At 53.9% G+C, this 23702-nt stretch carries 24 protein-coding genes; 4 read left to right on the top strand and 20 right to left on the bottom strand.

Annotated elements, in window-relative coordinates; all coding sequences use genetic code 11:
• The first annotated feature begins 216 nt into the window (after nt 1-216).
• Nucleotides 217-423 (top strand): heavy-metal-associated domain-containing protein, encoded by a 207-nt coding sequence (locus B1H56_RS13400; protein ID WP_066523358.1) that lies wholly within the window; start codon nt 217-219, stop codon nt 421-423.
• 141 nt (nt 424-564) lie between these two features.
• On the opposite strand, the gene B1H56_RS13395 is transcribed toward B1H56_RS13400, so the two are convergent.
• A complete protein-coding gene (locus B1H56_RS13395) occupies nt 565-747 on the bottom strand; it encodes a hypothetical protein (protein WP_066523357.1) in 183 nt (60 codons plus the stop codon).
• Between the two features lie 386 nt (nt 748-1133).
• On the opposite strand from B1H56_RS13395, the gene B1H56_RS13390 reads away from it, so the two are divergent.
• Nucleotides 1134-1475, top strand: coding sequence for a DUF1254 domain-containing protein (locus B1H56_RS13390; RefSeq protein ID WP_066523356.1), 342 nt, complete (start codon nt 1134-1136; stop codon nt 1473-1475).
• Between the two features lie 61 nt (nt 1476-1536).
• On the opposite strand, the gene htpG is transcribed toward B1H56_RS13390, so the two are convergent.
• Nucleotides 1537-3435, bottom strand: coding sequence for a molecular chaperone HtpG (gene htpG / locus B1H56_RS13385; RefSeq protein ID WP_066523355.1), 1899 nt, complete (start codon nt 3433-3435; stop codon nt 1537-1539).
• 202 nt (nt 3436-3637) lie between these two features.
• Between htpG and B1H56_RS13380 the strand changes: the two genes are divergently transcribed.
• Nucleotides 3638-5050, top strand: coding sequence for an MSCRAMM family protein (locus B1H56_RS13380; RefSeq protein WP_066523354.1), 1413 nt, complete (start codon nt 3638-3640; stop codon nt 5048-5050).
• A 266-nt stretch (nt 5051-5316) separates the two neighbouring features.
• On the opposite strand, the gene B1H56_RS13375 is transcribed toward B1H56_RS13380, so the two are convergent.
• The 18 genes from B1H56_RS13375 to B1H56_RS13290 form a co-directional block, all read right to left on the bottom strand.
• Nucleotides 5317-6096: an SDR family NAD(P)-dependent oxidoreductase gene (locus tag B1H56_RS13375; RefSeq protein ID WP_066523367.1), complete on the bottom strand. Its 780-nt coding sequence runs from the start codon at nt 6094-6096 to the stop codon at nt 5317-5319.
• Nucleotides 6097-6113: 17 nt separating this feature from the next.
• On the bottom strand, nt 6114-7295 hold the full coding sequence (locus tag B1H56_RS13370) for an acetyl-CoA C-acetyltransferase (protein WP_066523353.1): 1182 nt from the start codon (nt 7293-7295) through the stop codon (nt 6114-6116).
• 181 nt (nt 7296-7476) lie between these two features.
• Nucleotides 7477-8172 carry an SDR family NAD(P)-dependent oxidoreductase gene (locus tag B1H56_RS13365; protein WP_162939010.1) on the bottom strand — a complete coding sequence of 232 codons (696 nt, stop codon included), beginning with the start codon at nt 8170-8172 and terminating at the stop codon, nt 7477-7479.
• A gap of 80 nt (nt 8173-8252) precedes the next feature.
• The gene (locus B1H56_RS13360; protein WP_066523351.1) at nt 8253-8909 is read right to left on the bottom strand and encodes a 3-oxoacid CoA-transferase subunit B; all 657 of its coding nucleotides are present in this window, start codon (nt 8907-8909) and stop codon (nt 8253-8255) included.
• A 3-nt stretch (nt 8910-8912) separates the two neighbouring features.
• Nucleotides 8913-9569, bottom strand: coding sequence for a CoA transferase subunit A (locus B1H56_RS13355; protein WP_066523350.1), 657 nt, complete (start codon nt 9567-9569; stop codon nt 8913-8915).
• Between the two features lie 11 nt (nt 9570-9580).
• Nucleotides 9581-10456, bottom strand: a complete 876-nt coding sequence (locus tag B1H56_RS13350; protein ID WP_066523349.1) for a beta-keto acid cleavage family enzyme — start codon at nt 10454-10456, stop codon at nt 9581-9583.
• Between the two features lie 58 nt (nt 10457-10514).
• Nucleotides 10515-11450, bottom strand: coding sequence for a cyclase family protein (locus B1H56_RS13345; protein WP_066523348.1), 936 nt, complete (start codon nt 11448-11450; stop codon nt 10515-10517).
• Nucleotides 11451-11453: 3 nt separating this feature from the next.
• Entirely contained in the window at nt 11454-12389 is a 936-nt protein-coding gene (locus B1H56_RS13340; RefSeq protein ID WP_066739564.1) for a 3-hydroxyacyl-CoA dehydrogenase family protein, read from the bottom strand.
• Nucleotides 12390-12402: 13 nt separating this feature from the next.
• Nucleotides 12403-12750 (bottom strand): cupin domain-containing protein, encoded by a 348-nt coding sequence (locus tag B1H56_RS13335; protein ID WP_066523347.1) that lies wholly within the window; start codon nt 12748-12750, stop codon nt 12403-12405.
• Between the two features lie 174 nt (nt 12751-12924).
• A complete protein-coding gene (locus B1H56_RS13330; RefSeq protein WP_066523346.1) occupies nt 12925-14274 on the bottom strand; it encodes an MATE family efflux transporter in 1350 nt (449 codons plus the stop codon).
• Nucleotides 14275-14403: 129 nt separating this feature from the next.
• Complete coding sequence (locus B1H56_RS13325) at nt 14404-14892, bottom strand: VOC family protein (protein WP_066523345.1); 489 nt, start codon at nt 14890-14892, stop codon at nt 14404-14406.
• A gap of 16 nt (nt 14893-14908) precedes the next feature.
• The gene (locus B1H56_RS13320; RefSeq protein WP_066523344.1) at nt 14909-15877 is read right to left on the bottom strand and encodes a sugar phosphate isomerase/epimerase family protein; all 969 of its coding nucleotides are present in this window, start codon (nt 15875-15877) and stop codon (nt 14909-14911) included.
• A gap of 14 nt (nt 15878-15891) precedes the next feature.
• Nucleotides 15892-16308 (bottom strand): C-glycoside deglycosidase beta subunit domain-containing protein, encoded by a 417-nt coding sequence (locus B1H56_RS13315; protein ID WP_066523343.1) that lies wholly within the window; start codon nt 16306-16308, stop codon nt 15892-15894.
• A 55-nt stretch (nt 16309-16363) separates the two neighbouring features.
• Complete coding sequence (locus tag B1H56_RS13310; protein WP_066523342.1) at nt 16364-17014, bottom strand: nuclear transport factor 2 family protein; 651 nt, start codon at nt 17012-17014, stop codon at nt 16364-16366.
• Between the two features lie 9 nt (nt 17015-17023).
• Entirely contained in the window at nt 17024-18751 is a 1728-nt protein-coding gene (locus B1H56_RS13305; protein WP_066523341.1) for a CocE/NonD family hydrolase, read from the bottom strand.
• Nucleotides 18752-18784: 33 nt separating this feature from the next.
• A complete protein-coding gene (locus tag B1H56_RS13300) occupies nt 18785-19780 on the bottom strand; it encodes an ABC transporter permease (RefSeq protein ID WP_066523340.1) in 996 nt (331 codons plus the stop codon).
• 70 nt (nt 19781-19850) lie between these two features.
• Nucleotides 19851-20894, bottom strand: coding sequence for a sugar ABC transporter substrate-binding protein (locus B1H56_RS13295; protein ID WP_066523339.1), 1044 nt, complete (start codon nt 20892-20894; stop codon nt 19851-19853).
• A gap of 21 nt (nt 20895-20915) precedes the next feature.
• Nucleotides 20916-22421, bottom strand: coding sequence for a sugar ABC transporter ATP-binding protein (locus B1H56_RS13290; protein WP_066523338.1), 1506 nt, complete (start codon nt 22419-22421; stop codon nt 20916-20918).
• 260 nt (nt 22422-22681) lie between these two features.
• Between B1H56_RS13290 and B1H56_RS13285 the strand changes: the two genes are divergently transcribed.
• Entirely contained in the window at nt 22682-23692 is a 1011-nt protein-coding gene (locus tag B1H56_RS13285) for a LacI family DNA-binding transcriptional regulator (RefSeq protein WP_066523337.1), read from the top strand.
• Nucleotides 23693-23702: the final 10 nt, after the last annotated feature.

Genomic DNA, 23702 nt, shown 5'->3' with positions numbered 1-23702 from the left:
CTCCAAACGGTGCGGATTGCTCCAAAAGGACATCTTTTTTACAATTCCCGAACGGTGCGGCGCACAGGCAGGGAGCCTTCGGTTTTTGACTTGATCGCCATGCGTTGCATTCTGCTTTACAAAATATCCAACTGTTGATATACTTTAGTTAGCATAAGCTAATTTTGTCCGGTCCATATCGTCCGGCAAATATCCTTGAGCATGGAGGAAAATCAAATGGAAAAAGTTGAGCTGCACGTAGAGGGAATGGCCTGCGGCGAATGCGAGGCGCATGTGAACCACGCGGTTCGTCAGCTCCCCGGGATCAAAAAGGTAAAATCCAGCAGGCGGAAAAAGCAAACCGTGGTGGAATACGATCCCGCGCAGGTGACGGTTGGCCAGATCAGGGACGCCGTGAACGCGACCGGGTATGAAGTCAAATAACGCCGTTTTCCCAAACGAACCAAAACGCCGTCAGGCAGTTCTCCATACGCCCTCCGGCTCCGGCGGTTCCGGGCAACAAAAAGGCTCCCGCCACAGTCAATGCCACACTCGGTCATTGCAACGGCGGGAGCCGCGGGGTATTTACGACAACTTGGTGGCGTCTACGACAGAGCCGCACCGCGAACAGCGGAACACTTCGCCGCCTTTGCCTGTGTCACCGGTTTTTGTTTTCTTTTCGGCCGCAGACCGGAATTTACAGATGATATTACACCTCGGACATACGCCGTATGCTATTAATTCACCGCGATAAATTGATTGGTACATACCGTGCACCTCCTTCTTGACATAGTTTATCAACCATAACATGGAAGCAAAAAGAAAGCAAAGAAGAGGCCGCGGCGGAAAGAACCGCAAAGCGCAGGGAAGGCGAGGGAAACTTCCGCAAACCGAATCGCCGCCGAAAAGCGGATGAGTTCGGCAGGATACCCGCCGGGCGCCTCTTTTTCCCGTCCGTCCCGCGGGAACCGTCCGCGCGGAAGTTAAAAGCACGTTATGGGCCTGCGTCAGCGCAATGAAGCGCGAATTTTGATTTTGACGCGCGGCGGACTCTACAATGGATTCATACGGGACAGCCCCGCAGCATCAAATAACCGTAATTCTTATCTTCGCTCATATGCGGCGGCATGATTGAACAAAGAGAATAAAAAACGATGATTGATCCTATTGCGGCACAGGCCCAAACGCTTGAGGAAGCGTATGTCTTCGCCTACCCTCCGGTACTGCTCGCTCTGATCCGGGAAACGGTGACCAATGCGGAAATCCCCACCCATGAGAAAGCGCCCATCAACCAGCTTTTCCACGCGCGGGTCCTGGCGGCCCCGGAGATAGCCAGCCTCACCCGTCCCAATGTCGATACGGTCTATTCGCAGGCTTATCTTGGTCTGCGGGAGCAGCCCATGCTGTTTTGGAGAAGCTGTAACACAGAATCACAGGGCAGATATGACTATAAGCTCTTGGCAAGCCTTGCTTCTGTTTTATTGGCAGGGAGATAATACAGCCGCCCGGGCAAGTAAAACCCGGGCGGCTGTATTTCGTGCATAGCTTGATGGCGCTTTACATCAGGCCGGCGACCATTTCGCAGTAGGCGGAAGGATCTTCCACCGGCAGGCCGGCCATCAGCTCCGCCTGATGGTAAAGAATTTTCACATAGGTTTCCGCCCTTTCCGGGTCCGTTTTTTGCAGCTCCTTCAGTTTCCCGAACACCGGATGCTCCGCGTTGAATTCGAGCACCCGTTCGGCCTTCATTTCGTTTTCGGGCTGTATCTGTTTTAAATATTTTTCCATCTCGAAAGAAAGCGGCCCCTCCGCGGTCAGGCATACGGGCTGGCTGCGCAGCTTGCCGGAAATGCGCGCCTCCTTGATCCGCCCTTTCAATACGTCTGCCGCAAAGCCGAGCAGGTCTTTATTCTCCTCCGCCTGTTTTTCGATCTCCTTCTTTTCCTCGTCCGTTTTCAGGTCGGCGTCCGCGCTGGCGATGGACTGAATCGGTTTCCCGTCATACGCCATCAGCGCCTGCGCCACAAATTCATCCGCCTCGTCCGTGAAATAAAGGATCTCGTAGCCCTTTTCCCGGATATATTCCGTCTGCGGCAGCGAAGCGATCATCTGGATATTTTCACCCGTCGCATAATAGATGGCTTTTTGGTCTTCCTTCATACGCCCCGCATACTCCGCCAGCGAAGTAAGCTTTTCTCCCGCCGAAGAGTGGAACAGCAGCAGGTCCTTCAGCTTGTCCTTATGCGCCCCAAATTCCGCCATAACGCCATATTTAAGCTGAAGTCCAAACGCCTGCCAGAATTTCTCATAGGCTTCGCGGTCGCTTCCCATCATTTTTTCCAGTTCGCCCTGGATTTTCTTTTCAATGTTGGAAGCGATCGCCGTCAGGTGGCGGGTCTGCTGCAGCATCTCGCGGGAGATATTAAGCGAAATATCCGGCGAATCCACCACGCCGCGCACGAAGCGGAAATGCTCGGGCACCAGCTCTTCGCAGCGGTCCATAATCAGCACGCCGCTCGAATAGAGCTGCAGGCCTTTTTTGTATTCCTTGGTATAATAATCATAGCTGGCTTTCGCGGGAACGAACAGCAGCGCCTTATAGCTTATGAGTCCCTCCGCGTCCACGCGAATGGTTTTAAGCGGGTCCTCAAAGTCGAAGAACTTTTCCTTATAAAACCGGTTGAGGTCTTCCTCCGTCACTTCGTTTTTATTGCGCTGCCAAATGGGCACCATGCTGTTTAAGGTGTCTACCTCCCGGTAGGTCTCCCATTCCGGCTCTGCGTCCGCCTGCCCCGCATTTTTGTTGCGGGAATGCTCCATTTCCATCTGGACGGGATAGCGGATATAATCGGAATATTTTTTCACCAGCGCGGCGAGGCTGTTTTCATTCAGGAAGCGGCTGTAGTCTTCCCCGTCCGTATCTGGCTTGATCTCCATGACGATCTCGGTGCCCTGCGTTTCCTTTTCACAGGGAGCGATGGTGTATCCGTCCGCGCCGGAGGACTGCCATTTCCAGCCTCCTTCTTCGCCGTACTTCCTGCTGATGACGGTAATTTTATCGCTGACCATGAACGCGGAATAGAAGCCCACGCCGAACTGGCCGATGATATCGATATCTTCCTGCTCCTCGCCCTTTTCCATCTCGTCCCGGAACTGAAGCGAGCCGCTGCGGGCAATCACGCCGAGATTTGATTCCATATCTTCTTTATTCATCCCGATTCCGTTATCGGATATTTTAAGCATCCGTTTTTCCCGGTCCGGTTCGATACGGATATAAAAATCACTCCGCGAAAGCCCCGTGCCGCTGTCTGTCAGCGAAAGATACAGCAGCTTATCGATTGCGTCGCTTGCGTTGGAAATCAGCTCGCGCAGAAAAATTTCTTTGTGCGTATAGATGGAATTGATCATCAGGTCCAGCAAACGCTTCGATTCCGCCTTAAATTGCTTTTTTGCCATATTGATATCACCTCTAAAATCTTTATTATAAATAAAAATTATACCTACTTTTTGAGATAATGCAATGCCCTGACCCGTATTCCTGTTTATGCAGGTATCCTTCCCGTTCCTGCAAAAACATGGACGAGGACGCGGCGGCCTGCTATCATGACAGTAGCTAGTTTTATCACCGGATACTTATGGAAATAATGGGGGAGACCAAATGAAACGAAACAAGAAGCTGATTTTAGCGGCGATCCTTACGGTGGTTATGCTGCTTGCCCTCCTGCCGGCGGCGGCGCTGGCGGAGGATGAACCCGGAGCGGACAAGCCGGAAACGACGGACGCCGCGAATGCCGGGGAAAATGGCGCAGCCTCACAGTCGGCGGGGCAATATGACATTACCATCGCGGCAACCGATCCGATGCTCTATCCGCAGGAACAAACGCTTCCCGGCGTAACCTTTTGTGTTGTAAAAAGGGAAAACGGCGAGGCCGTGTTTGCGGGAGAGACAGGTACGGAAGGAAAAATCAACTTTTTCCTTCCCGTGCTCACAGCCAATTACGACGTTTATATTACAGGCGTACCGGAAGGTTATACTGCACAGGGGCCTGAAACGCCAGTTACCAGCTTCCAGACCATAGATTTTGTGACAGAAGGCTCCAAAACCATATTCCTTTCCATTGAAAGGCAGACCGCCGCGTATACGCAGAGTGTGCGCGACGCGCTGACCAAGGAACCGGTATATGGTGCGCGCATCGACCTCACTCGGGTTTCGGACCAGTGGGGCTCCCTTGCGTTTTTGGATTTGGCCGTTGGCAGCGAATATACGGTGGATTTGAAGACGGAGCCGTCCTGCACAAAAACAGGGCAAAACGGGGAAGGCGCGATAAAAATTTTCGGCCTGCCTTGGGGCAGCTATACGGCAGAGCTGCGCTCGGCGCAGGGATACTGCCTTACGGCTGGCCCGATAAATTTTTCCACCGGAAAGCTCGCTGACGGACAATTTGTAACCGAGGTCGAACGCGGTCTCGAATTGACGCCTACCCGTGTAAATATCCAGTTTATCAACCAGGACGGTCAGCCCGTTTCCGGAGCGGAGTTCACCCTCGAACAATGGAACGAAGCCATTGATGATGGAGTCAATTGGCGCAGCTGCGAAAGCGCCGAAGCATTGCTTTCCGATCTTTGGCATTCCCTTTCCCTCGATTCGCTGCAAAACAATTCTTATGTGCAGACCGCAAACACCTGGGCCACCGGCAGCGCCGCAAAAGAAATCTACCGGCTTCCCGAGGGCATTTACCGACTCATGCAGACGGGCGTTCCCGGTGGATATGAAGCCGTGGATACCATATATTTTGATATGACGGAAACCGGCGAGGTCTCCCGGATCGGAATTGTAAGGGATGGAAACCTTACCGACCCGCCGTCATCTGTCGCGGTGCTGGAAAAAAATGGGAAGGAAAACACCATTACTGTAAAGGGAATCGCGCTGCCTGTCCCGGCTCCATCTTCCGATTCTTCCGTCCGCGCTCCGAAAACCGGGGACGGCGATTCCCTTTTCCTTTATCTGGTGCTTGGCGCAGTGTCCGCGGCTTTGATCGTTTGCTTTCACAGGAAATACATGCTGGATTAGAAAAAAGGCCGCAGGAAAATGCTTTCCCGTATGGTTTCTCGATCGCCGGATCACGTTGCATTCCGAGGTCTTCCCGCCAGAAGCAGAATACTGCATCAATGATGATTGACCAATATGTTTCGCTTTAAATTATACTTGCCCCTTCTTCCGGCCGCGCGGCTCTTCTCCGCTTTCATTACAAAAATACCATCCCGCGAAAAGGGATGGTATTTTTGTACAATTCTTTGCTGTAGGGTTTCGGCCGCAAGCCGTTTTTCTTTTCCCGCTTATCCCGCCAGGTAGCCGCCGTCCACATAAACGGTCGTTCCGGTGATAAAGTCGCTGGCCGCGCTGGCAAGGAAAATACATGCACCGACAAAATCTTCCGGCTCTCCCAGCCTGCCGGCCGGGATGCGCGTAAGGAATTTCGTGCGCGCCGTATCGTCGTCAAACATCCATTGCGTAAGCTCCGAACGGAATACCGTAGGACCGATCGCATTTACGTTGATGCCATACTCGCCCCATTCGCACGCAAGGGATTTGGTCATCAGGTCGACCGCCGCCTTGGAAGGACTATACGCCGTATAATTCTTCATTCCCAGTTTGCCGCGCGTTGAAGAAACCAAAATCACCTTCCCGCCGCGGCCCTGTTCCACCATCACCTTGCCCGCATACTTGCAATAGAGCCATGTTCCCAGCACATTGGCGTCCATGATCTGCTCCCATTCTTCGCGTGGCTGGGAAAGGATGGGCTTGGGGTTGTTCATTCCCGCCGACGTAACAAGGATATCGATCCCTCCAAATTTACGGACGGTCTCTTCCACTACGCGGACAACATCTTCTTCCACTGCCGGATCGCCCACCGCGTAAGCGCATACGATTCCTTTCCCAGTCAATTCTTCGCATAATGTTTTCAGCTTTTCCTCCGAGCGTCCGGTTAGCATGACCTTTGCGCCCGCTATTCCATAGCCCTCGGCCACCGCTTTTCCGAGGTTGCCGGTAGCGCCTGTCACAAGCGCGGTCTTTCCTCCGATATCAAACATCGTTTCTACAAATTGCTTTTCCATTTTTTCCTCTCCCTTTTTCATATTTTTTCAATGATCGTCGAAACGCCCATACCGCCGCCGACGCATAACGTCGCCAGGCCATAACGGATATCCGTCCGTTCCATCTCATGCAGGAGCGATACCAAAATCCGGCAGCCCGAAGCGCCCACCGGGTGCCCGAGAGCGATCGCCCCGCCGTTCACGTTCACGCGCGCGGCGTCCCAGCCAAGCAGCATCCCCACCGCAAGCGCCTGTGCCGCAAAGGCCTCGTTCGCTTCGATCAGGCCGATATCGCGGATATCCAGGCCAGCTTTTTTCAGCGCTTTCTTCGTACTTTCCGCCGGTCCTATCCCCATGACCGCAGGGTCCACGCCGCAGGACGCGGAGGCAAGAATCCGGGCCATGGGGCGCGCGCCAAGCTCATCCGCTTTCTCCCTGCTCATCACAACGACCGCGGCCGCTCCGTCGTTGATGCCGGAGGCGTTGGCCGCCGTTACAGTCCCTTCCTTTTTAAATGCCGGACGCAGCTTTGCAAGTCCTTCCGCCGTTACACCGTCCCGCGGGAATTCGTCCGTATCGAAGAGAACCGTTTCCTTCCGCCGCTTAATTTCGACGGGGACGATCTCTTCCGCAAATTTTCCGGCCTTCCGCGCCGCTTCGCATTTTTGCTGGCTTAAGGCCGCAAAAGCATCCTGCGCCTCGCGCGATATCCCGTAGCGTTCCGCCACATTCTCTGCCGTAATTCCCATATGATATTGGTGAAACGCATCCGAGAGCGCATCTTTTATCATCGTATCTACAAGTTCCCCATTGTTCATCCGGTAGCCAAACCGGGCGGCCGTCAGCGCATAAGGCGCGGCGGACATGTTCTCCGTCCCGCCCGCGACCACCACATCCGCGTCTCCCGCGGCGATCAGGGCGGCCGCCATATTCACAGCCTTCAGGCCGGAACCGCAAACATTGTTCAATGTCATTGCCGGTACATGCTCCGGAAGTCCGGCGTGTAACGCGCACTGGCGTGCAACGTTCTGCCCCAGCCCGGCCTGCAGCACGCAGCCCATCAGGACTTCGTCTACCTGTGCGGACGGAACGCCCGCGCGTTTCAGCGCTTCCCGGATCACAACAGCGCCCATTTCACTTGCCGGCACATCCGCAAGCATGCCGCCGAACTTCCCAACCGCTGTGCGCACGGCCCCTGCCAGCACAATCTCTTTTTCCATTTCGAATACTCCTCCTGTCGTCATTTGGCAGTCATACCGCCAATATATTTCCCAAACATCCCCTAAGCGATGGGCCGCCCGAAATCAGCCTTCACGGCTCCGCCGGATCAAAAGCGCATCAGCGCCGCGCGCCAGCAGCCCGCTTGTCGCGGCCCATCCGGCCATTCGGCGCGCCCTTTTTCTACCAGCAATACCGGGTCCCCTTATAGTCCAAAAAAACGGCTTCTTCCGGGAGGGCGTCTGGCTGCCGCAGCAGCTTCATAATTCCTTCCGCGGCTTCGCTTGCCTCAATCTCGCTGTCCGCGCTTCCCATTTTTACGGTCTTCATCCTCCCCGGATGGACGCACAGGGTGCGCACTCCCCGCTTCCTCAGCGTATTATCCGCGATACGCGCTCCCATATTCATAGCCGCTTTAGACATATGATACGCATAGGCCGCCTCTGCCGTGCATCCGCCTATACTTGCGGCTTCCGAGGATATGTAAACCAGTACCGTTCCTTTCCCCAGCAGGTTCCATGCCGCCTGTACGACTCTCAGAGCTCCGGCCGCGTTGATATCAACCATCGTTTTCACAAAATCAAGCTCCGTTTTCTCCAGCGGCACCCAGTCTTTAAACCGGTGGATTCCCGCATTGTTGAACACCCTGTCGAGACGTCCTGCAACATTTTCGATTTTTTTGACCGTACGATTTACGGAAGCGCCGGACGAAATATCGCACCGGTACACCCGCAGCATCTTATTTTCCGCTTCCATGCACCGCAACTCATCTGAAATATCGGTTTCCAGCGCAAACACATAAAAGCCCTCCGCCAGATTTTGTTTTACCAGTTCTATTCCGAGGCCGCCGGCTGCGCCCGTAACCAATGCATATCTCATATTTCTTTCCCTTCCCTCCATACCCGGCTTCCCCTGCCGCCTTTTCCATACTTTTGGCAAAGCATGCCTGCGACGAAAGCCTACGCGTTTCTCACCGTGCCGATCCCATCCGGCAGGATCAGCCGCGCGCCCGTTGCTTCCTGTACGTCGCCAGCCGTATATCCTCCGGCGATTTCCCGCAGCAAAAGCCCGTCCGGCGTCACGTCGATCACCGCCATATCGGTTATGATCCGGTCCACCACGCCGACCGCCGTCAGCGGAAACGTACATTCTTTGAGTATTTTGTGGCTTCCTTTTGCCGTGTGCTCCATCGATACGATCACGCGTTTTGCGCCCACGACAAGGTCCATCGCGCCGCCCATTCCCGGTACTTTTTTCCCCGGTACCATCCAGTTTGCAAGGTTTCCCTTTTCATCCACCTGCAGCGCGCCCAGCACCGTCACGTCGACATGTCCTCCCCGGATGATTGCGAACGACGCTGCGCTGTCCACAAAAACTGCCCCGGGCTGGACCGTAATCGGGCTGCCTCCGGCGTTAACAATATCCTTATCTTCTTTTCCCTTCTCCGCCGCCGGACCGGTCCCGAGAATCCCGAGCTCCGCCTGCAATACAACTTTAACGTCCTCCGGCACATAATCGGCCACCAGTGTGGGCAGCCCGATCCCCAGATTAACGACATCCCCATCCTTCAGCTCCCGCGCAACGCGCTTCGCAATAAAAGTTTTTTTATCATCCATTGTTCATTCCCCCGCCTGTACGACCGCGTCGACGAAAATTCCCGGCACCGTGACAAGCTCCGGATCGATCTCTCCTACCGCTACGATCTCTTCCGCTTCCACAACCACATAATCGGCGGCCGGCGCCATGACCGCGCCAAAATTTTTGGTCGCCCCGCGCATAAAACAATTCCCGGACCTATCCGCCTTCGTCGCGCGGATCAGGGCCACATCGCCCCGAAGCGCCGTCTCGAGCAGGTATTCCCTGCCGCCGATCTCCTTCTTTTCTTTTCCTTCCTCTACAACTGTCCCAACGCCTACCGGCGTATAAAACCCGGCAAGCCCTGCCCCGGCCGCACGTATCTTCTCCGCCAGCGTTCCCTGCGGGAACAGCGTCACGCTTCCCGGGTCGTCTATCATCATCTTCCCCGTCAGCGGATTCGCCCCAATATAGGACGCCACTACGCTTGTCACGCGCCCCGTTTCCATCAGCCGGATCATGTTTGTTTCCGCCGTTCCCGTGTCGTTCGAAACGACAGTGAGCGCGCCGGCGTCGTGCGTATCGAGAACCGCTCGGATCAGCGTCTCCGGGCTTCCCGCCTGGAGGAATCCCCCGACCAGCAGGATATCCCCGCTTTTGATTTTTTTTACGGCCTTCTCCGCCGTTGTAATTTTTTCCATAACATTCCCTCTTATTTTCTTTTCAAAACAGCCCGGTCCTTGGCAGGCAGGCCAAGTATCCGGCGCGCTTCATCCGGCGTGGCCGGCTCGCAGTTATATTCCCGCAGGACGCGTACCGCACGCGCGACAAACTGCATGTTGCTCTCAGCAACGACGCCCTTTTTATATAGAACATTGTCTTCCATTCCCACCCGGATATTGCCGCCCAGCGCAATCGCGGCATACATGATCTCCATTGCGCCCGCGCCCACGCCGAAGGCGCTCCACGTGCTTCCCGGCGCGACTGCTTCCATCGTGTCCTTCATAAATACCAGGTTTTTCGTGGTTGCGGCGATCCCTCCCGCAACGCCCATGCAAAATTGGAAATGCAGCGGTTTTACGAGGAAATCTTTTTTCAGGTAATATCCCGCGTTATAGATCATTCCGGGATCGAACACTTCGATCTCCGGCTTGACTCCCGCTTCACGCATCATTCCTGCCAGCTTTTCCAGAAACTTCGGATTATTTTCAAAAACCGTCGTATGCTGCCAGTTCATCGTGCCGCAGTCAAAAGACGCCATTTCCGGTTTCAATTCGTAAAAAGGCCTCAAGCGGTCTTCCTCTTTCAGGTTTACACCGCCGCTTGTCGTAATATTCAGTATGATATCGCAATCTTTGCGGGCGCGAATAAGAGAGGCCGTCTTTTCAAATTTTTCAAATTCCATCGCAGCCCGGCCCTGGTCGTCCCGGCAGTGGATATGCGCGACCGCCGCTCCCTCTTTCCAGCAATTATAAATTTCTTCCGCGATCTCTTCCGGCTCCAGCGGCACGTTCGGCGTATTTTCTTTCGTCGGCCACGCACCCGTTGTCGCAACTGTAATGATACGTTTGTTTTTCAGTTCTTCCATTGTCCGCTCCTTTTCTGAAAAGGGACCATACCTTCCCAAGGTACGGTCCCGCGATTATTTAGAATACGCCATAGGGATAGGTTCTGTCCGGCACGTCGTTCAGCTCCTCTTCGTCGATCTCCGCTACACAGCGCGCCATCGAGCCGTCACCCATATGCCAGCGGATCGGAAAGCAATAGAAACGGAACCGTTTCCCGGAAACCTTGTCAAGATCACCCCCAAGATTTTCCACGCCTACAATCCCGTGGCCGAGCATTTGCTTATGGCATGGCTCCCACGTCCCCCAGCAGCCGATAGCCTCAAGGTCGCCGAATTTCTTATCGTAGGCTTCTTTCCCGTGAAGCCCTATATACAGCTCTTTGTCGAATTCGGCGTAGGCCTCTTCCCCGAACTGCTCGATATATTCTTCGGTGATCGGCTTCCCTGACGCCCCAATGAGGTTCATGCGCGTCATTCCGTTGTTTCCCATCGCCGTATGGAGCGGATGGTCAAGCGCCTGCATGTCCATAGCCACACATTTCACCTTATGCTCCACAAACCATTTGCCCGCTTCTACCCCGGTTCCGCAGGAATAATGGTAATATTCCTTTGAATCGTCAAACTGGCGGTGCATTCCCGTGTTCAGGCAGACGACCATGCCTTCTAGCTCTTCCGGCCTGATGCCCGCCCGCTTGCAGGCGTCCTCCAGGTGCTCCGGGCCGATAAGGCCCCAGCGCCCAATTTTAACCTCGAGGCATACCGCCTCGCCCGTATAAGCGTCTACCGGCATTTCATGCGTATAACGCGCCCGCCGCCCGTCGAATTCGCGTTCCATCACATGGCGCGGCGCGTCGCAGTGCGTACCCGTATGCATCGTACAGCAGATTGACTGCGTCAGGACCCCGCCTTTTGCCATCGTATGCTTGCTGTCGATCAGCGGTTTATCAAAATAAGGCCAGCGCGGTATTTCAGCGCCAAACGGATGTGTTAAATCCACAAAAACTTTCTTTCCCATTTTTTACTCCTTTTCTTTTCTGGTCTGTTCTATTAAATATTCGTTCAGCTCTTTCGTTTTTTGCTGCATTTCCTCGGGTGAAAGGTCATAAAAGCCATGGCCGCCCGCTTTGAATCCTGTTTTGCCCTCCGCTGCAAGCCGCTTGAGCAGCGGGGACGGCTCGTGCGAATCCTCCAGGTAGCGCAGTACATAGCTGTGGATATTAAGCGTGAGGTCAAGGCCGACCATATCCGCGTTTTCGAGCGGCGCCAGCTGTGGCAGCCGCAGGCCCGGTCCGTATTTCAGGGCCATATCCACTGTCTGCGCATCCGCGATCCCATGTTCGACAAGGGAAATCGCCTCCCGCCACAGGGCGTGCTGCAGGCGGTTTGCTATGAAGCCGGGAACGTCTTTTTCGCACACGACCGGCTTTTTTCCCGCCCGCTCCAGCTCTTTTGCGCACAGCTTTGCGACGTCCTGGCGGGTCTCTTCCGTTTTGACCAGCTCCACAAGGGGCATCAGGTGCGCCGGGTTCCAAAAATGCATGCCGATGAACCGCCCTTTGTGCTTCATTCCTTCCGATATTTCCGTCGGACTCATCACCGACGTATTGGTTGCGAGGATCGTTTCCTCCCCGCACAGCTCTTCCAGCCCGGCGAACACCTCGCGCTTGAGCCGCATATCCTCAAATACACATTCTACGATCAGACCCGCTCCTTCCACCGCCTTTTGGAGGTGGGAGCAGAAGCCAATATGTTCAAGGACTTTCTTCTTATATACCTCATCGGCTGCGCATTTGCCGATCATGATCTCTATATTGGCTTCTATCTTCCCGATAGGATCTATATCGATGTTGGTATCGTATAGCGTAACCCGTTTTCCCGCCGCCGCGAATACCTGCGCAACGGAACATCCCATCAGCCCCGCGCCGATCACGGCGACCGTTTCGATCTTATCCACCTTACTCCCCCCGTCAGTCCGGATAGTTGATGACGACCAGCATCCTGGCGGGCAGGTTGCTTTCGTTGGAAAGATAGCGCCCTTCATTGGGCGCAAACGCGATCGCCTCGTCCTTGTGGATCACATATTCTTTCCCCTGCTTGTCGCGCACGGTCATTTCTCCTTCCAGCACGTAATACACTTTTTCAAGCGGGTTGTCTTCATAGGCATACTCCGCGCCGCCGCCCGGCAGGAAGGTTGAAAGGCCCATCCAGAACTTCTGTGCGCCCGTCTCGTCTTTCCCGTGGATACGCATCGCCGTCATGCCGTAGTGGCCCGGCGCTTCATAGGTTTTTAATTCTTCCAGGCTTATTTTTTTCATCGGTTTTTCCTTTCTGATACTACTCTCTCAGGTTAAGGTACTTTTTCAATTTGGGGCCGCCTCCCCATTGGGGCTGCTCCGTTCCGCACAAGGATTCGCGCGGAACCCGTCTGATCCAGCTTCTTTGCGCTTCGCGCTATAAAAATATATCGTGCTTTTCAAATGGGATTGGCATCAGTCGATTTGCTTCACCCAGCGGTAACGGTTCACTTTGATTACCGCCACAAAGCATTTCAATATCTGGTCAGCCTTCAGGCAGATGAACACCAGCACCGGGGACCAGCTCCACAGGAACGCCGCCATGGCAGATATGGGCAGAACGATGCCCCACATGAAAATCAGGTCGTTAATCATCACAAACTTCGTATCTCCGCCGCCGCGCACAATCCCAGTCAGCGCGGGCATTTGGTAGGCCGTTCCTACCACCGTCACCGAAAGGATCGTCATGAATTCAAGCGCGAGACGCTTTGTTTCGGGGGTGATAGAATAGAGTCCGACGATCGCGTCCTTCAAAAGGAACAGAAGAAGCCCCGTGACCGCGCCGATCAGCAGAAAAATTACCTGCAGGGTCCGCGTATACGGCCTCACCATCTCTTTCTTTCCTTCGCCCAGCGTTTTAGCGATCACCACCGCCGCCGCGCTCGCAGACGCATAGGCCACCACCGTTACTACCTCAAACACCGCGGCCGCGATGCTGTTGGCCGCGATCGCCGCCGCGCCCATATGTCCGAGGATCGCCGCCTGGATTGCCATTGCCACTCCCCACATGGCGCCGGATACGATGACCGGCGTTCCTACCCTAATATACTGCCGGAATATCCCTTTGCTGATGCGCAGCAGGTCGCGCACCTTCAGTCTGATCTTCCGGTCGATGCGGAACGCGTAGATGCAGGTAATGCCCATTTCTACGATCCGCGCGGTAAGCGTCGCGATGGCCGCGCCGCGGGAGCCGAGCCCGGGCGCTCCGAGGTTTCCGAAGATCAGCATATAATTCAGAAAAATATTCACTCCGAGCGAAATGATCGACACGGCAAAGCCGATCTTCACGGTTTCCACGCTTCGCAGGGACGCGAGCAGGATGCTGTTTATCGTGAAGAACACGTAGGAGAAGCAGACGATTTGCATATACTGCGTTCCTTCGCCGATCACCGCCTGTTCAAAGGTGAACAGGGAAAGCACTTCCCCGGGCATGAAAAACACCGCCGCCCACATAGCCGCTGCGATCACAATGCCGAGCAGCATACCGATTGCCGTCGTTTTTTTGATCGATGAAATGTCCTTCGCTCCCCAAAAGCGCGACGTCATGACGATCATTCCCTCGCCGATGCCGCCCACCACCATCTGGAGCAAAAACTGAATCTGATTGACAAGCGCCGCCCCGGATAGCGCGGTCTCGCTGTACATCCCGAGCATCACGTTGTCCGCGAGCGCCACCACGAACGTAATGACATTTTGCAGGGCGATCACCGCAATCAGCGGAAAAAGCGTCCGGTAAAAACTTTTTTCCTTCACTAAGATGCTCACTTTTCCCTCTCCCGTTCCATTTTGGCAATACGAAACAGACCGGCATGCGGCATGCCCGTTTTGCTCCTTTTGTTTTTTCAGTCCATGATCCCCTAGTTCCGCCGGAAACCGCCTTGCCCCGTTCTTCCGTTACTCCGCGTCATGCTTTCTCTGCATCGTCTGTCCGACCTGCTCCATCAGCTCGACCGGCGTGCCGTCCGGGTCGATAATCCAGGCAATCCTGCATCCGTCCCCGCCCCAAATCGCATCCTCTATGCTGTTTACCCGTTTTGTGCAGTCCGGGCCGGTAAATACCTCGATCCCCTGCTCCACAAGGCTGCGGATCAGCGTACCGATATCTTCCGTTTCGAGGGCAAAATGCCAGGCCGTCTGGTTCCGGTCGTAATGTACGCCGCCTTCATTGTCAGGAATCCCCTCCGGCGTCTTCGCGTGAACGGGCTGTAATTCGAGATACTGCCCGTGCGCGATTTTCATATAGATCACCCACGGTTCAGCGCCCTCTCCGCCTTCCCTCAGCTCGAACATATATTCGAGGCCGACCTTTTGATAAAATTCGATTGATTCCCGCGCGCTGTTCACATGCAGCGAGACGTGGAATAATCCTTTAAAGTTGCTCATAGTTACCTCTTTTCCCTTATGCGTTCTCGTACATCTTTTTCGTCATTTTAATATAGCGTTCAAGCTGCTGCGGTTCATTTTCCCGGATGCTGAAATGATGTCCCTCATATTCCGCGACGATGTATCCGCTATACTTCTCCCGTTTCAGGACCGGCATAATCTCTTCATAGGGAATGCACGGATCGTATTCGTCGTCTCCCAGATAATAGAACTTCCCGTGGATCATTTGCGCATATTTCAGCAGGGGCGCAAGCTCCCCGACTGCCGAGGGGTTGGAGAATTTGTGGTAAAACTCATCCGTGAACTTTTCTTCCACATCCGTCAGCTCCAGCTTTTCCGTCTCTTCTATCGGTTTTTTCTCCCGGATCATGCCAAGAACCGCCTTCAGCTTATCGTCCCGGAACCCGGCCTCTGCCGCCTGGTTGATGTGCAGCTGGTGCGGATACTTCTGGAAGATGCTGAGGTCGGGGCACATACCGAGATAGCCGCCCGATCTTTCCATGATCTTATAATATTCCAGCCACACCGGCACATGGGGATGATGGGGATAGTGCATTTCGATATTCAGCTTTACATCCATCTTCTCACAGAACGGCAGCATCGCTTCAAAGTTCTGCGGCGTGATGGAGTGCTGTGTCTTCATCATTGGGAAACCCGCTTTTTTTGCATAAACGATGTCGTTGCGCGTATATTCCGCCAGCTCTTCCTGGTTCATATCCCTGTCGCTCCGCATCCCGATATCGAGATAGCCCTCCCAGCAAACGGGCTCCATCTCGTACTTTTCCATGATATCGCGCAGGCGATACAGCCATTCGTCGGAAATAAACGGATATTCTTCCGCGCTCTGCGCCGCAACCAGTGTGATCCCCGTATATCCCAGTTCCTTTGCCCGGCGGACGCATCCTTCTATGTCCAGCTCCCTTGTGTAAAAGGAATCCGAAAAGCTATAAAGCGATATGCCGAATTTCAGTTTCTCATTTTCCATCTTTGCCGCCTCCCTTACTCTACGTCCAGCGTCTTTTCGCAATCGCTGTCCACTACCAGATAATTCCCAAAATATCCCGTGTATGGGATCTTATGCTTCATCTCCACCTTGACCGTATGCTTGCCGTCCGAAATTCCGTTTCCATCAAGAATACGCATGGTAGCCTTGCTTCCCGTAAACCAGTATTCCGTGCTCAGCTCCGGAATCTGGCTCATCAAAAACCATTTCCCGTTCACGCCGAACCGCATATCCCGCGGCTCGATCCTGCGGCCGTCCACCGTGACATTCATCTCTTCCACGTTGCATACGTAGGCTCCGCGGTAGGTGGGATACCTTAGCTTAAACTCATACCCCAGCGGGATTCCATCCGCTTCATAGCGCCTTATTTTATCTTCACATACCATCCGTTCATTAAATGCTGTAAAATCCATAATTACACCTCGTTTGCATTGTTATCCTTGCTTTCTCTGTTTGCGGCGCGGCCCGTCACTCCTTGCGCGGCGTCATTGTATTGCCGTCATATGTTTTATATGGCATAGGAGGAACCGGCCAAAGCTGCGGCTTTGTTTGGTTCGTATAAGCCAGGGCCATGGCCGGTTTGCCGTCCGGCGCCAGCAGGTCCGGCGTTGCCGGAGTGCCATATTCCATCTCCACCCAGGATGTGTAATAATCGCTGCAAAAATCCGAGAAAATCGTAAAGTGCCAAAATTTCCACTCTCCGTTCTCTTCGATAAAATCGACCGCATACTTTACCCATACCCAATAGGAAGTCAATTTCCCTGTTCCGGGTTCCCGGCGCGTTTCGCACCCAGGCGACATCCAGCAGGCTTTCGCAGTCTTAAGGTCGTCCGCCACCGCCATAACCTCTGTCGTCAGGGTATGTTCGCAGAAAGACCCCCGGACGTCCGTGCCGTCCATATTTTCGTGAAAATCCACAAAGAAGCGCTTGACGCTTTCCGGCCCGCGGAAAAATCCAAGATCGTAGTTTTCGATCCAGCAGTCGTCCCGCGAAAGTGCAAACAACCGGTAGGTCTCCGCATGCTTTTTCGCCGAGTGCAGGTATTCGTACCGCGCCATTTGGTTGCGGCATTCCTGCATAATCCATAGCTTTTTTATTTTCTGTTCCAGCTGTTCCATATTCTATATTTACCGTTCCACACACGGCGCCGTAATATAGGAACGATATTCCCCGCCCGTATGTATCGTTACATTTCCTTTGTTGACTGTCGGCAGCGGAGGTATCTCCGGCCATTCCTCCGGGTTCAGGTTGTATCCGCTTATAATCAGCACCAGCTCCTGGCCCTGCCGCACCTTCATGCCTATCGGCCACAGGGGGATATCCACCCGGTATACTTTCCCCGGCTCGATCTTTTCACACCTTACGTGCTTTAAAACCGGCTCTGCTTCCGTGGAACGCTCCTCGTCAAGACCGCGCCCCGAGACCCGCAGCCTGCCGTTCGGAATAAACATCTCCGCGCCCTTTTCCCCGCTGAACGGCGCACACTTTACGACCGGCGGAAGCAGCCTTCCCGTTTCATCCTGCTTTACCACGTAGACAAACAGGTCCGCATCGTCTGCTTCATCCGTACTGACATACAGATGGGCCGCAAAATATCCGGTGAACTCCATATCCTTTTGGACCGGCATGGAGAACAGCACCTTTCCGGCACGGTCGTCCGCGCGGTAGGTAGCGGCTCCCTCCTGCTCCGGCGTTTCTGCGTCAAGAGTCCTTTTGTTTGCGTCGAGAAACAGCCTCCGGTACTCCGTGTCCGGAAGGGGCCAATCTTCCTCAGGCCGGTTTACGTCATCGGCGCCTTCCCGATCCAGCACGGACAGCCTGACCTTTGGCGTTTGTTTCCAATCGTTTTGTATTCCCTTCAAATAATAGTCAAAGAATCTTTTCAGGTCTTCCTGATATTCATAGAGGTCCGGCCATTCGTGCGTATTGTGCACGCGCAGCCATTTTTCTTTCGACCCAATCCTCCGGTATACGTCGAACGTGCCGTGCGTATGCAGCGTGCTGACATAGCTGGCGACGATATAGGCCGGAACTGTTATTTTTTCCGCCGGAACCATCTTGCTTTTCCAATAGGGATGGGACGCCAGCGGATATTTTTCCAGCATATCGGATGCATTTTCCGCATAGCCGTGTCCCGTCATCAAGCTAACGCATAATTCCTGGAAGCCCGTATCCGGTATGCCGCCGCGGCATATAATCTCGTTGTATACATCTGCAAGGCCTTCCCACGGAGCGATCGCCGCGAGGTGCGGGGGATTCTGCGCCGCTGCCCACCACTGGCCAACCGCGCCCCACGAGTTGCCGTTCATACCGATTTTTCCGCTGCACCATTCCTGCCTTGCGGCCCACTCGATCAGGTCGCAGGCGTCCTCTCCCTCTTCCCTGCCCCACTGGACGGTATCTCCCTCGCTGTTCCATGCGCCGCGCGTATCCGGCTGTACTACGGCATAGCCGTGGGCGCACCAGAAGCCCGGATCCGGACATTCCTGCTTTTGCAGGTTGGAAACCGTTTCCCGCGCAATACCGCCGGGGAAATCGTGGATGTGGAAATGCTTTCCGTATGGCGTCCATGCGATGAGCGCCGGCACCTTCTCCCGCGTGGCCGGCCGGAGAATATCGGTATAGATCGTCACGCCGTCCCGCAGCTTCACGGGCACGTCCCGTTCAAAAACAATATCGCAGCCGAGCGGCTTCGCGTCCTTGCCGTTCACCGACCCCTGTTTCAGGGTTTTTACCTCCGGATGGAAGCCCGGGTAGGCAGAGCCCTCCAGCGGAAGCTGTTTTACGAAGGCAACGTCGAACCGCTCGCCTTCATACGTTCTTGATACCAGTTTTCTTTCCCTGCCTTCGAGCATTTTCAATGCCTCCTGTTTCATTCTCACGTTTGTTTATGCCATTTTTTTCTTCAGGGCCTTAGCGCTCAACTTCGCGCTCTGTGCGTCGAGAATGATCGCGCCGAGGATCAGCAGGCCCTTAGCGATAAGCTGCCAGTTGGAATCTACGTTCAGAAGATTCAGCCCGTTGTTGATAGAACCGACGATCAGGCAGCCGACCACCGTCCCGATGATGCTCCCATGCCCGCCGGAAAGCGGGGTTCCGCCGATGACGACCGCTGCGATCGAGTCAAGCTCCATGCCCTGGCCTGCGCCCGTCTGCGCCGAGGCCGACCGCCCGGTAATGACAAACGCCGTAATTGCCGCGCAGATTCCCATCATCATGAACACGCCGTACATCACCTTTGTCGTATTGACACCGCACACGCGCGCCGCCTCTTTATTCCCGCCGATTGCAAGGACGTTTCGGCCAAAGACCGTCTTCGTCACGATGATGGTGCCCACGACCGCAACGGCGATCATAATCCAGACCGGCACCGGTATTTCCAGGAAATAGCCCTGCCCGATCTCCTTGTACCATTCCGGTATCTGCGAGACAGGCGTGCTGTTCGCGGACAGGTAGCAGATTCCCTCAAAAATCGACATATTCGCAAGGGTGACGATGAACGACGGAAGCTTAAAAATATTGATGAAAAACGCGTTCAACGCTCCCGCTCCAAGACCGATTGCGATCCCCACGAGCAGCACCGCGATCATCGGTACGCCCGGAATCTTCGAGAGCAATGCCGTCAGCACGCCGATCATGCCGATCATCGTGCCGACCGACAGGTCGATGTTCCCGGAAGCAACGACCAGCGTAAAGCCTACGCCCAAAATGGAGGACGCGGCGATCTGGCGTACCAGGTTCATCAGGTTGCGGCTTGAAAGAAACGCGTCAGAGCAAATCGACAATACCACAAAGATCACAAGGAAAATAAATACGCACTTATAATTTGTAAAGAAATTGGCAAAGGGGTTGTTCCTATTTTTTGTCAGTAACGTTTTTTCCATAATTTCCACCTTACCGGCGCGGCGGCCTTTGCCGCCGCGCCTTTCATTTCCTGATTATCCGCCCGGACGCTTACAGGTAATCCTGCACGTTGGACGCGTCGATCAATACGGATGCGGTTTGGGTAACGTCGAAAACCGGATCCGTATATTCGCCGGAGGCCACGCCGATCGCGAGGTTCACGCCCTCGACCGCCATCACGTTGAAGTCAAACGCCACCGTTGCGGCCATGCTCCCGTCTGCAATCTCCTGCAGCGCGCTTGCACCGCCGTCAAGGCCGAGCGCGATCACGGGTGTGTCTGCGGATTTGAACGCCTGCAGCGCGCCCACGCACATCTCGTCGTTGCATGCAACGACCGTGTTCATTTCCGGGAATGCCTGCATCCAGTCTTCCGCGGTCGACTGTGCGAGCGACGCCTGGAAGTCGCAATTCTTCGTTGCCACGACCGTCACCTTGTCCGGGTTCGCGTTTTCAATAAAGCCGTTCATCCTGACCGTCATGTCTTCAACACCCGCGAGGCCCAAAATATAGCCTACCTGAAGGGTCGCATCCGGATTTTCTTCCAGGTAATTGTTGACCCATTCTGCCTGCAGCTCGCCTGCCTTATAATGGTCGATCGTTTTATATACGGTCGTGCATTGGTCATAGTTTACATTGTAGCCAAAGTCCACGACCGGAATGCCCGCTTCCACACACGCTTCATAGGCCGGGACCGAACCGTTTGCATCCACCGCCTGGATGCAGATGACGTCCGGTTCGCGTACGATCAGCGATTCCACGTCGGAAATCTGCTTATCCACGCCGCTTTCCGCGTTTGTAAAGAAATATTCGATCGTATACGGGTTATCGCCTTCATTATATTCTTTGATCGCGGCCTCCGTGCCGTCCCACCATGTCGTCATCCCTTCATCCAGGGACCTCCAGGAAAAGCCGATTTTGAGCGTCTTCTTCTCCCCCGTATTTTCGGAGCCCGCCGCAGCTTCTCCAGCGTCCGTTCCCGCCGCTTCGCTTCCGGACGGCTCTTCGGCCGCGGGTGCCCCCGCGCTGCAGGCAAAGAGCGAAAATGCCATAATGGCGATTACCGCGAGCGTTAAAATCCTCTTCAGTGTTTTCATTTGTTTCAATTCCTCCTCTTATTAGCTCATTTTATTCGCAACGCCGAAGGCGTGTGCAAGCAAAGTTTGTTGTTCGAGACCCTCGTTTTCCATGACGCATACGATCTCTCCCTCCCGGACGACGGCGATCCTGTCGCTCATGCCGAGTATCTCCGGCATTTCAGACGACACCATGATGATCGCCATTCCCTGTTTTGCCAGATCGTTCATAATCTTATATATTTCCGATTTCGCCCCCACGTCGATTCCCCGCGTGGGTTCATCCAGTATCAGGATATCCGGGTCCATGAGCAGCCATCTTCCGATGATGACCTTTTGCTGGTTCCCGCCGGAAAGCGAGCCGATGTTGTTTGCGAACGATACCATATTGACCGACATTTTTTGGGCCATCCGTTCGCATTGTTCTTTTTCCTTCGCATTGTAGACAAAACCCATTTTGCTCAGCTGCGGAAGGAAGGGCAGCGACATGTTCGTTTTGATATCCAGCGAATGGATCGCTCCTTGGCGCAGCCGGTCTTCCGTCACCATGCCGATGCCGTTTTTAATCGCATCCTGCGGGCTTTTGATCGCTGCCTTTTTCCCGCGGATCAGGACCTCGCCCGAATCGTATGGGTCGATGCCGAAAACCGCCCGCATAATTTCCGAGCGTCCCGCGCCCATCAGGCCGCAGAATCCGAGGATTTCTCCCTTCCGCACCGCAAAGCTCACGTTCCGGAACGTCCCCGTGCTCGACAGGTTTTTTACCTCGAGGGCGACATCTCCCTTTTCAAACCGGTCTTTCGTATAGATATTGTTGATCTCGCGGCCGGCAATCAGCTTTATCAGCTCGTCGTGGCCGATATCCGTGGTGTCGCGGCAGTCAATATACTGGCCGTCGCGCATAATGGTGACCCGGTCGCATATTTCAAAAATTTCTTCCAGCTTATGCGAAATGAAAATGATCGAAGTACCTTTTACCGCAAGGTCCCGCACAATTTTGTACAGAAGCTCTATTTCGGCGTCTGTGAGCGCCGAGGTCGGCTCGTCCATAACGATCACGTCCGCATTATAGGAAACGGCCCGCACCAGCTCTACCAGCTGCATATTTGCAACGCTCAGCGTCTCCACGACCGCCGCCGGGTCAATCTGGATGCCCAGCCTTGCGCACAGCTCGCGCGTTTCGCGCATAAGCCGTTTATGATCGATAATGCCCATTTTTGTAAAACGCCCGGTCCGTCCCATCCAGATGTTTTCAGCGGCAGACATCGTTTGTACAAGGCTGATCTCCTGGTGAATCATCGAAATTCCGGCATGGAGAGCGTCGTTCGGGCCCTTGAAATTCACTTTTTCCCCTTTGAACCAGATCTCCCCGCCGTCAATCTCGTACATCCCCAGCAGGGCCTTCATCAGCGTGGATTTTCCCGCGCCGTTCTCCCCGATCAGCGCGTGAATTTCTCCTTTGCGGAGGTCGAAATCCACTTCGTCAAGCGCCCTTACCCCGGGAAATATTTTTGTGATTTTCTTCATCTCCAAAATAGTTTCCATCATTGATCTCCTATTTCATATGAATTTAGAATACAGGAATTTTTAGCCGTTATTTATTTTTAGATACATTCGGATAATTTTCTGAAAAATTTATGTATTTTCATGTAAATTTTCTTATAGGCCCATTATAGCCAACAAAATTTTGCTTGTCAAGTACAAAATTGCAAGTTTTTTATTTTTTTCTGTAAATTTACATATTTTATTTGGTTTTTTTCAAAAACTATGCTATAATAAGAAAAAACGGTTTTAATTAGGAGTCTCCCATGGCAAAGGAAAACAACATTACAATTTCTGACATTGCGAATATGTCCGGTGTCTCCATTGCTACTATTTCCCGGATATTGAACAATAAGGGAAACGTTAAGGAAGAAACCCGGAAAAAGGTGATGGATGTAATCCAGGCGGTGGATACGAACGGAGCGCTGCTTGGCAAATTCAAAAAGCACGGCGGCAACCTTATCATTGCCGTTGTGACCAACGACGCCAACCCGCTCATCAGTCCGTTTATCAATGGGGTCAATACCTGCGCCAACAGCAAGGGATACCATGTCCTTCAATATAATTGCTTCAACAACGCCTATGACCGCATTGAATTTGAATATATGATAAAGGAGCTTCCCGTCGCAGGTTTTATTTTCCAGCAAATCGTAGGCGGCAACGAGCTCACGGATTTTATTGCGGCGCGGTTCCCCACGGTGGTAAGCTTTGAGCAGTATCAAACCGAAAACATCTCCAGCGTGGGAATCGACGATTATGCCGCTGTCAAATCGGCGGTGGAATACCTCATCACACTGGGACGCAAAAAGATCGCCCTGTTAAACGGCGATCTCTCCATGCCCTTCACAGTCCGCCGGGAGCAGGGATTTTTGGATGCGCTGAAACAGGCCGATATCCCGATCCGGCCGGAGTATATTACCTATATTTCCGTTTCCGATTTCAATTATAACCTGGCGCGGAATGCGGCCCGCCAGATTTTGTCGCTGCCCGATCCTCCGGACGCTTTTTTTGCCATCACAGATACCTTTGCCGCCGCGGTTCTGAAGGAAGCGAAGCATCTTGGAATTTCCGTTCCCCAGGAGCTTGCCATTATCGGGTTCGACAACACCGACGTATCCACTATGACCGATCCGGCGATCACAACGGTCAACCAGCCGTGTTATGAAATCGGCTACCAGTCCTGCAATATCCTGATCGATAAGATCAACGACCCATCCCTCGCTTCCCGGCAGGTTTGGGTGAATTCAGAATTCATCGTGCGCGATTCCACGCGATGACGCCATCCCG

Origin of the sequence: Christensenella minuta, from assembly GCF_003628755.1 — a bacterium.
Lineage (GTDB): Bacteria > Bacillota > Clostridia > Christensenellales > Christensenellaceae > Christensenella > Christensenella minuta.
Note: the sequence above shows the minus strand (reverse complement) of the source record. Positions and strands in the feature narration are given on the sequence as shown.